A 9,181-nucleotide genomic window follows, 5' to 3' on the forward strand; every position below is an offset into this window, starting at 1 on the left:
CTCAGCCATCGCTCTGGCCGCCACCGTCATCTACTGGTTATGAATCCTGACCCTATGACGATGGCCGGCCACGGCCTCGAAGGGTGCCCGCCGGTGGTAGACCGAGTGAGCCGCGACTGGCTCCTCCGCCACTTTCGGCGTCAGCTTTCATATGCCTCACGCCGGAGAGGCCGCGACCACTGGTCGTGCGGTCTCGCGGATAGGCAGGTGCACGATCGCACTGAAGGCACCGATGCCCACGCCGATCCACCACACGAGGTCGTAGCCGCCGTAGACGTCGTAGAGCGCGCCGCCCAGCCACACGCCGAAAAACGCGCCCAGCTGGTGGCTCAGGAACACGATGCCGTAGAGCGTGCCCATGTAGCGCAGCCCGTAGAGGTGCGCCACGAGGCCCGACGTCAGCGGCACCGTCGCCAGCCACAGCGAACCCATGACCGCCGAGAACACCAACACCGTCGACGGCGTCATCGGCGTCAGGATGAACCACGCGGCTGCGATCGTCCGCCCCGTGTAGATGCCCGCCAGTAGATACTTCTTCGAATACCGCTGCCCGGCCCAGCCGGCCGCCAGCGTGCCCGCGATGTTGCCAAGGCCGATCAGAGAGATCGCCACCGCGCCCAGCGCGCTGGTCGTCGTGATGCCCATCGAATGCAGCACGCCGCCGGGCATGATCGGGCCGCAGATCTCGGCCACAAAAGCCGGGAAATGCGCGGTCACGAAGGCCAGCTGGTAGCCGCATGAGAAGAATCCGATAAAGATCAGCGCGAAGCTCGGGTCGCGAAGCGCGCCCAGCACGACTGTGCCCATGCTCTCCTCCAGTTCGACCTTCGAGGCCGGCGCGGGCGACCGCATCCACGGCAGGACCATCAGCGTCGCCAGGATCAGTGCGGCGAAAGCAAGGAAGACGCCCTGCCAAGGAATCAGCGCCAGCAGCCCTTCGGCCAGCGGCGGGCCGAGCACCTGCCCCGCAGATCCCGCCGCCGTGACGATCGCCAGCGACATCGAGCGGTTCTCGGCGCTCGAGGCGCGGCCGACCACCGCCAGCACCACGCCGAAACCTGTCCCGGCGATGCCGAAGCCCACAAGCACCTCGTAGAGCTGGTGCTGGATCGGCAACGTCGCGCCCGCCGATAGCACGAGGCCGACGGCATAGCAGAGGGCGCCGAGGATGATGGCTTTCCGGTCGCCGATCTTTTCGGCCAGGGCGCCGAACAGCGGCTGCCCAAAACCCCAGGCGAGGTTCTGGATCGCGATGGCAAGACTGAACTCCGCGCGCAGCCAGCCGAACTCGGTCGCGATGGGAAGTTGAAAGACACCGAAGGATGCACGGATGGCGAAGCCCACCAGCACCACGAAGCTGCCCGCCAGCAGGATCGGCGTCAGGATCGGCGCACGCGTGCTCATGCCCCTGCCCTGCCCCGATTTTTCCTGCTTGCGTCGCCAATGCACACGACCATGCCGCACCTCGTCGTTCACCCGGCTGATCTACACCGAGATCATTCAAAAGGTCAGGAAATTTTGCGGTTGGCCCGCACAGGCTCTAGTGCCGTGTCCGATGTGCAAACGGCGCCTCCGTCGTGCCGCATAATTCCCGCTTCCGGCCTGCGCGGTAAGCAGGCAAGGTCGCATCATGACTGACCGTCCGATCGTTCTTATCACTGGGGCCAGCAAGGGTATTGGCGCGACAACTGCCATAACGTTCGCCAACGCCGGCTACAACGTATGCGTGAACTACCAGCGCGACGCGGCCGGCGCGTCCGAAACCGTTTCCCGGTGCCAGGCCGCGGGCGCCAGGGCCATCGCGGTCGCCGCGGACGTCGCCGATCCAGCCGCCGTCGCGCGTATGTTCGCCGAGTGTGACGCGCGTCTCGGCCACGTCGCCTGCCTGGTCAATAACGCCGGTGTCATCGGAGGCAGTGCGCGCGTGACCGACGTATTGGAGGCGACTCTGCATCGAACCTTCACGACGAACGTCTTCGGCGCGATCTACTGCCTGCAAGAGGCGGCGCGCCGCATGCGCACGGATCACGGGGGCGCCGGCGGCACGATCGTCAACATGTCGTCCGTCGCCGCGGCGGCCGGCTCGCCCGGCGAATACGTCCACTACGCCGCGTCGAAGGGCGCGGTCGAGACTCTGACCGTGGGCGCCGGCAAGGAACTAGGCCCCGTCGGGGTTCGCGTGGTGGCGATCCGAGTGGGCACGACCAACACCGACCTGCACTCGCGCGAAGGAAACGCTGCACGACCCGCCGCGGTCGCTGCCGCCACGCCGCTGGGCAGGATCGCCGAGCCGATTGACATCGCCGAGGCGGCTCTCTGGCTCGCATCGAACAAGGCAGCATTCGTCTCGGGAACCATACTTACGGTCGCGGGCGGCTTACTGGCTTAATACGGGCACACCTGCGCTCGGGAGCCTCAGGGCAGCGCCGATCGCACCAGTTCGACGAAGCTGTCCATCGCCACGCGGCTGCCGCTTGGAGACAGCGACGCGGCCAGGATGGGAAAGCGGATCTCCGGCTGAAGCGAGCAGATCGTCATGCCAGGTAGCGGGTTCGCGTTCGCAGTGAACTCGTCCAGCACCGCTGCGCGCTGCAGGGCCTGTGCGAGCGGCGGCACGGCGATGAGCGAGTTGCACATGACGGCGCCTTTGAAAGCAATTCCCCGCGCGCGCACTGCGTTATCCAAGATCCTCCCCACTGGCCCACGCGCAGTCGTGTCCACAGTCGGGAGGCGCGCCACGTCGTTGAGGGAGACAACCCGCTCCGCCGGCGCGAGTTCTTTGGGAAGAAGCGCGACGAGACGACCGTGTCCCAGCGACGTAACCGTTTCCGCGTCGGTCGCGACGTCTCCGGCCATGATCCCAACGTCGACCAGACCCGAACGCATGGCCTCAAGTTGGCGGTCGGCCGTCGTGACGTCCACCGACAGCCGCAGGCCCGGCATCTGGTCCTTCAGCCCTGCGATGGCGCGCGACACGACATTCGGCATGAGCATGCCGATGGTCATGATCGCCAGCTTCGCCCCGGTGCCCTGCCGCAGGCTCTCGATCCGCGTCTCCAGCCGGCCAATGCCGTCCTGGAGGAACCGGCTTTCGCTGTAGAGCGCATCCGCCTCCGCTGTAGGCCAGACGCGACCCTTGTCGAGCACGAACAGCGTCAGGTTTGACGCCGCCTCGAAATCGCGAAGGTGACGGCTAGCCGTAGGTTGCGACAACCCTAAGGCCCTGGCGGCAGATGAGATCGAGTTGCGCTCATAAACAGCGCAGAACACCTGCAAGCGTTGAAGCGTGATGCCCCGCATCATGACCCCTCCGGCATAGGCCATAGTGATATGCTATGCTCTTCCAAAATATTTTCTATTTCCAGCGCCAAAAGCCGCGGGAACAGTGAACGCATGGAAACGCCTACCCCTACACTGCCCGCGAACGTCCGGAGGCGCCGTTGCAAGCCGTGCTGATCCTCGGACTAGTGCTGGGCGGCGTGCTGTCGGGCGCGGCCATCGCCTATGTGATCGGCGCTGCTTCGATCGCCACCTTCATCCTGAGCGACAACGTCCGCTACATGGCCGTCCTGCCGCAGCGGCTGTTCAGCCAGCTCGACGTCTTCGCCTTCCTCGCAATGCCGCTGTTCATCTTCGCGGGCGACCTGATGAACCGTGGCGGGTTGGCCTCGGCGCTGATCGACTTCTGTATGTCGTTCCTCGGCCGCCTGAAGGGCGGGCTCGGCCATGTGAACGTGATGACGAGCGTGTTCTTCGCTGGCGTCTCGGGCTCCGCCGTGTCGGACGCTGCTGCACTCGGGAACTCGCTCGTGCCCGAGATGCAGCGCCGCGGATATCCGCTGGACTACGCAGCGGCGATCACGGGCGCCTCATCGATCATCGGGCCGATCATCCCGCCGTCGTCGATCCTGATCTTCTACGGAGCGCTGATGCAGACATCGGTCACGGCGCTGTTCGCGGCCGGCATCCTGCCTGGCTTGCTTCTGGCGGCCGTGCTGATGGCGATGAACGCCTTCTACGCCTGGCGTGACGACCACCCGGGCGGAGCGGATTCGGATCTGCCTAAGATCCTGCCATCGTTCCTGCGCGCGCTGCCAGCGATGGCCTTGCCGGTGATTATCCTTGGCGGCACGCTGTTCGGGTTCATGACCCCGGCCGAGGCCGCTGCCGTCGCAGTGATCGCAGCACTGGGCATCGGCTTCGCCTACCGCATGCTGGCGCTGCAGGACCTGTGGGACAGTGCGCTGCGCACGGGCGTGCTGCTGGGCGCGCTGTTCATCATCCTCGTCGCGATCTCGACCTTCAGCTACATCGCGGCGCTGGAGCAATGGCCGCAGGCGATCGCAGCTACGATCGACCGCTGGGGCTTGGGCCCGCTGCAATACCTGATGCTAGTCAACGTCGTCTTCCTGATCGCGGGCATGGCAATGGATGTGAAGGCGGCGGTGGCACTGTTTGCCCCGATCTTCGTGCCGGTGGCGCTGGCGATGGGGATCGACCCGGTGCACCTGGGCATCGTCATCTGCTTCAACATCACCACCGGGCTGCTGTCGCCGCCGCTGGGCGGCGTGCTGCTGATCCTCGCAACAACAGTGAACATCAACTACTGGCGCCTGATCCGCGCGACCCTGCCGTTCTTTTTCGCCGAGGTCGCACTGCTGGGCGTGCTCACCTTCGTTCCGGAAATCTCGCTCGCCCTGCCGCGCGCTCTGGGACTTGTCTGACCGACCACTCAACAGAGGAGAAAAAAGACATGAACGCATTCATCAAGGGGACCGCGACCGCGGCCATAGCATTGGCGCTGGCGCTGCCGGCCGCCGCCGCAGAAGTCAAGATCGCCATCAACGGCGCCAATGATCCAGAAACCAACGCCGAGGCCGCTTGGGCCGCCGGATTCGCTGGAGCGCTCGAAGGCACCGACTTCGAGGCTAATGTGTTCCCCTCGGGCACTCTGGGAAGCGAGGACGAGCGTTTCGACCAGGTTGCGCAGGGGCTGCTCGAGGTCAACCTAGCTACCGTCTCGACCGCCTTCGGGATGAGCCCGCTGATGAAAGGCGTCCTGCTGCCCTTCATGTTCGAGAGCAACGACGAATTCGACGCCATAATCGCCGAGACCGACTTGCTGGACTCGATGAACGAGCCGCTTGTCGAGAACGGCGTCCGGCTCGCTGGCTTCAACTACATCGGCACCAGCATCGGCATGCACAATGCCAAGCGCCCGATCACCAAGATGTCGGATCTAGAAGGCCTGCGATTCCGCGCGCTCAACGCCGAGCAGCTGGCCTATCAGGAGGCACTGGGCGCGACCGGCACCATCGTCGCGTGGTCGGAGGTGGCGAATGCGATCCAGACCGGCGTCGCCGACGGCTACTTCAACCCGCCGAACTCGGCCATCCGCACCGGCCATACTGAGTTTCTCGTGCACTTCACGCAGGCCAACATCTCGCCCTCCACCCGCGCCGTATTGCTGTCCGAGGATTGGTATCAGGGGCTGAGCGACGCGGAACGCGCGCAAATCGACGCCGCTGTCGAAGCTGGCTTCGAGGCCAACCGCGCCTGGATCGCGGACTGGACCGAGGAGGTCCGCGAAAAGCACGAGGCCGCCGGGGTCACCATCTCGGATCTGGAACCCGGCGAGCGCGACAAGATGGTCGAGGCAACCCGCGGCACGTGGTCCGACATCATGACCGAAGAGCACCTGCAGCTGTTCACTGACGCTCTGGACCAGGTCCGGAACTGAGGATGGCGGCCGTGCGACGCATCGGGAATATCGCCCGCTGGATCAGTGACACTCTCGACCGGGCCGCGGCAGTGGTCGCCGTCACCGCGCTTGCGATGCTGGTCAGCGCGGTGATGCTTCAGGTCGTCGCACGGTATGCCTTCGCGCAGCCGCCCTCGTGGACCGAGGAACTGGCGCGCTACGCGATGATATGGGCGGGGCTGATCGGCGCGACGCTGTCTTTCAAGCGCCGCTTTGACCCGGCCCTGTTCCACGGCGCGTCGGGGTCATCCTGGCGCGCAGTGGCCGCCGGCTTGATCCAGTCGCTGGTCGTGTTGGTCTTCCTGCTGCCGATTCTGTGGCATTCCTTCTTCGGGCCCGGCGGAAACCTCGCGCGCGGCTTTCTCACCCGGCACAGTCGAACCACTGCGGATGCGCTGGACTTCTCAACGCTCTGGGTCGCGATCGCGGTTCCGATCAGCATCGTCGTGATCCTGATCCACTTGGTCGCCCGCTGGGCCGAGCCCGCGACACCACCGCCCCCGGACGGCTCCGAAGACATCGTCTGAGCACCGGCACCCGAAAATCATAAGAGGCTGAACTCATGCACGCAGACATCCTGCTCCGCGGCGGCGACATCGTCGACGGGACCGGCGCCCCCCGCCGCCGTGGCGATGTCGCCATCACCGACGACCGGATCACCGCCACCGGCGACCTGTCGGACTGGACCGCCGGGCGTGACATCGACTGCACCGGCCGCATTGTGGCGCCCGGCTTCATCGACCCGCACGTGCATCACGACGAGATCGTTCTGACCGACCCCGGCATGGACTGCATGCTAAGCCAGGGGGTGACGACCATCATCAACGGCAATTGCGGCTTCTCCATCGCGCCGCTGACGGCGACCGGCCCGCTGCCGCAGCCGCTGGGCATGATCCTGTCCAACGACGCGCCGCGCTTCGCCACCTACGCCGCCTACCGCGACCGGCTGCGCGCCGACCCGCCGGCGGTCAACACCGCCTGCCTGATCGGGCACGGAACGCTGCGCATCAACGAGGTGGCCAACCTCGACCGCCCCGCCGACCGCGACGAGATTGCGGTCATGGCGCGCGCGCTGGATGCAGCGCTGTCCGAGGGCGGCATCGGCCTGTCGACCGGGCCGTTCTACCCGCCCGCCCGCGCCTCGACGACCGGGGAACTGACCGAGATGGCCCGCGTGGCGCAGGCCCACGGCAAGCTTTACGTCACCCACATGCGCGACGAGGGCGACCGCGTGATCGAGGCGCTGGACGAGACGTTCCAGATCGGCCGCGACGCCTGCTGCGGCGTCCATGTCAGCCACCACAAATGCGCCGGCCTCGCCAATCACGGCCTCAGCGAAACGACGCTGGCCATGATCGACCGGGCCATGCAGACCCAGGACGTGGGTCTCGACACCACGCCGTGGACCGCGTCGTCGACCATGCTGAACTCGGGTCGGCACCGGCAGGCCAGCCGCGTGATCGTCGCCGACTCCACGCCGCACCCCGAGATGGCCGGCCGCGATCTTGCCGACATCGCCGCAGGATGGGGCACCGACATCGACACCGCGATGGAGCGCCTGCTGCCCGCCACGGGCATCTTCTTCATCATGGACGAAGGCGACGTGCGCCGCATCCTCGCCTACGAGCACACGATCATCTGCTCGGACGGGATCGCGCGCGGCAGCCATCCTCATCCGCGCGTCTGGGGCACGTTTCCGCGCGTTCTGGGCCATTACGTCCGCGACGCAGGCGTGTTCGACCTGGAAACCGCGATCAGGCGCATGACCTCTATGCCGGCCGACCGTTTCGGACTGCGCGATCGCGGGCGCATCGCGGAAGGCACGTATGCCGACGCGGTCATCTTCGACGCCGCCACCATCCGCGAGGCGAACGACTACGCGCATCCCACCCGCCCCGCCGAGGGCATCGATTTGGTCTTCGTCAACGGTCGCGAGAGTTGGCGCAGCGGCGTCCACTCTGGCGCTCGGGCAGGTGTCGTGCTTTGACCCGCCCTCCGTGGTCAGGCCAAGGCGTTCGATAACAAGACTTTTGCCATTGGCGGACAGCAGGTGGTGCAATATCTAGCACCGGCACTGGAGTTACCACTTACGGAAAGCACCTATTGATCTGCGGAGGCCAATGCCTTCTCCGCACCGCTTGCGAACTCGCTTCCGGCACGTTCACGAAGCGCTGCGCCGATCTCTAGGAGATGATGGCCTTGCTTGGCGGCGTGGCGAGCCGTCGCCTTTACCAGCCGCCAAAGCGGTGCCAGGTCTGCATGGGCCCGCTCCCACGTGCCAGCACTTGGTATCGGTCATGCTGGGCCGCAGTCGCGCAGGCGTGGTTCGGCAGGATACGAAGGCGTTCCCCTACGGCCAGGGCGGGCATCGGCCTCTCGGCACCGGAGCGAACCGAGATTATGCCGTGTTCCTGGTTGGCGACGCTGACGATCAGGTCACGCAACACGTGGCCCACGGCATCGCATACGAGGCCGTAGCCCTGATCCACATCCTGCATGGCCGTGCCCCGGTCGCGCGACAGGGCCATCCATCCGGCGTCGATCATTATCCAGCCTTTGGCCTTCTGGTGCCCGATCACTGTCGTCAGAACACTCAGAGCGATGTCGTCCGTCGCAGACGTCGATACCCGCCATTACTAGGTCGAAGAACATGTAGACCCCGGCGCGCAACTCGGTGACGCCCGTCAGATCCCGTGCAGCGTGGGCGGTCGGCGTCGAGCCGACGCTCACCACCGGACATGGCAGGCCTTGGGCCCGCAACGCCTCAGCCGCGGTGACGGCCGCGCTGCGCTCACGCTCGGCGAATTCCGCGTAAGCAGCTTCGCCCCGCGCGGTATAGCTTTCCCCCGCATGTGTCATCACGCCCCGCAGCTGACCGCCGGCGTCCAAGATGCGTCCGACCTCGACCAACACAGGATCGTCGTGACGAAGACCGCCGCGGTGTCACGTCACGCTCCATCGTCAGCTCCTTACTCTTCTGCACGCGATGTTCTGATCCCGCTACTTTCTTGGCACGCGGGGAGCCGTCTGGCGAGAGCGGGAGTGGCGGCTTGTTGTGGCAAGCGGGCGCTGCCGGGCAATCACGACAAGCACACCCTGCACGAGGCGCTGGAACAGGTGGCGGCCCTGCCCGCCCCGGGCGCGGACAGGCCTTTGCCGATCGGGGCTGGCTCGGGACGATCAGACCCCAGCGCCCGCCTGCTGCCTCTGGCATCCGCGGAGGCGTACGGATTTTCCGGATTTCCGGATTTTTTTCCGCGTCCCCGCGGGAGACTTTTGGATTCTTCGATTGCGCCCAACGCAAGTGGGCGAATGCGCCGGAGAACGTGGAGACTTCCGGATTTCTCTTCTTTGCTATTGTTTTTATGTGATTTTTTGGGACTTTCCGGATTTTCTCCGGGGACGGTTATCCACAGGGAC

9 protein-coding genes are annotated in these 9,181 nt (G+C 65.7%); 5 read left to right on the forward strand and 4 right to left on the reverse strand.

Going from position 1 to position 9,181, the window contains the following annotated elements; all coding sequences use genetic code 11:
- Positions 1-156: 156 nt before the first annotated feature.
- Entirely contained in the window at positions 157-1,404 is a 1,248-nt protein-coding gene (locus ACFDTC_RS15910) for an MFS transporter (protein ID WP_375259866.1), read from the reverse strand.
- Between the two features lie 226 nt (positions 1,405-1,630).
- Between ACFDTC_RS15910 and ACFDTC_RS15915 the strand changes: the two genes are divergently transcribed.
- A complete protein-coding gene (locus ACFDTC_RS15915) occupies positions 1,631-2,389 on the forward strand; it encodes an SDR family oxidoreductase (protein WP_375259867.1) in 759 nt (252 codons plus the stop codon).
- A gap of 26 nt (positions 2,390-2,415) precedes the next feature.
- Here ACFDTC_RS15915 and ACFDTC_RS15920 read toward each other — a convergent pair whose 3' ends face one another.
- Complete coding sequence (locus ACFDTC_RS15920; protein WP_375259868.1) at positions 2,416-3,303, reverse strand: LysR substrate-binding domain-containing protein; 888 nt, start codon at positions 3,301-3,303, stop codon at positions 2,416-2,418.
- Positions 3,304-3,449: 146 nt separating this feature from the next.
- Here ACFDTC_RS15920 and ACFDTC_RS15925 point away from each other — a divergent pair, with 146 nt between their 5' ends.
- The 4 genes from ACFDTC_RS15925 to ACFDTC_RS15940 all read left to right on the forward strand — a co-directional run bounded on the left by ACFDTC_RS15925 (position 3,450) and on the right by ACFDTC_RS15940 (position 7,748).
- Complete coding sequence (locus ACFDTC_RS15925; RefSeq protein WP_375259874.1) at positions 3,450-4,724, forward strand: TRAP transporter large permease; 1,275 nt, start codon at positions 3,450-3,452, stop codon at positions 4,722-4,724.
- Between the two features lie 71 nt (positions 4,725-4,795).
- Entirely contained in the window at positions 4,796-5,740 is a 945-nt protein-coding gene (locus ACFDTC_RS15930; RefSeq protein ID WP_375259869.1) for a TRAP transporter substrate-binding protein, read from the forward strand.
- 2 nt (positions 5,741-5,742) lie between these two features.
- On the forward strand, positions 5,743-6,288 hold the full coding sequence (locus ACFDTC_RS15935) for a TRAP transporter small permease (RefSeq protein ID WP_375259870.1): 546 nt from the start codon (positions 5,743-5,745) through the stop codon (positions 6,286-6,288).
- Positions 6,289-6,323: 35 nt separating this feature from the next.
- Positions 6,324-7,748, forward strand: a complete 1,425-nt coding sequence (locus ACFDTC_RS15940; protein WP_375259871.1) for an amidohydrolase family protein — start codon at positions 6,324-6,326, stop codon at positions 7,746-7,748.
- Positions 7,749-7,989: 241 nt separating this feature from the next.
- Here the strand turns inward: ACFDTC_RS15940 and ACFDTC_RS15945 are convergent, their stop codons facing one another.
- A complete protein-coding gene (locus ACFDTC_RS15945) occupies positions 7,990-8,307 on the reverse strand; it encodes a hypothetical protein (protein WP_375259872.1) in 318 nt (105 codons plus the stop codon).
- Complete coding sequence (locus ACFDTC_RS15950; protein WP_375259873.1) at positions 8,198-8,674, reverse strand: alanine racemase; 477 nt, start codon at positions 8,672-8,674, stop codon at positions 8,198-8,200. The genes ACFDTC_RS15945 and ACFDTC_RS15950 overlap by 110 nt, the downstream gene beginning before the upstream one ends.
- Positions 8,675-9,181 lie beyond the last annotated feature (507 nt).

It is taken from the genome of Citreimonas sp. (genome assembly GCF_042096055.1).
Classification (GTDB): Bacteria; Pseudomonadota; Alphaproteobacteria; order Rhodobacterales; family Rhodobacteraceae; genus Citreimonas.

Bases quoted from the DNA above. Each gene is read 5' to 3' on its own strand.
- ACFDTC_RS15910 (WP_375259866.1), bottom strand. From the start codon at position 1,404: ATGAGCACGCGTGCGCCGATCCTGACGCCGATCCTGCTGGCGGGCAGC.
- ACFDTC_RS15915 (WP_375259867.1), top strand. From the start codon at position 1,631: ATGACTGACCGTCCGATCGTTCTTATCACTGGGGCCAGCAAGGGTATT.
- ACFDTC_RS15920 (WP_375259868.1), bottom strand. From the start codon at position 3,303: ATGATGCGGGGCATCACGCTTCAACGCTTGCAGGTGTTCTGCGCTGTT.
- ACFDTC_RS15935 (WP_375259870.1), top strand. From the start codon at position 5,743: ATGGCGGCCGTGCGACGCATCGGGAATATCGCCCGCTGGATCAGTGAC.
- ACFDTC_RS15940 (WP_375259871.1), top strand. From the start codon at position 6,324: ATGCACGCAGACATCCTGCTCCGCGGCGGCGACATCGTCGACGGGACC.
- ACFDTC_RS15945 (WP_375259872.1), bottom strand. From the start codon at position 8,307: ATGATCGACGCCGGATGGATGGCCCTGTCGCGCGACCGGGGCACGGCC.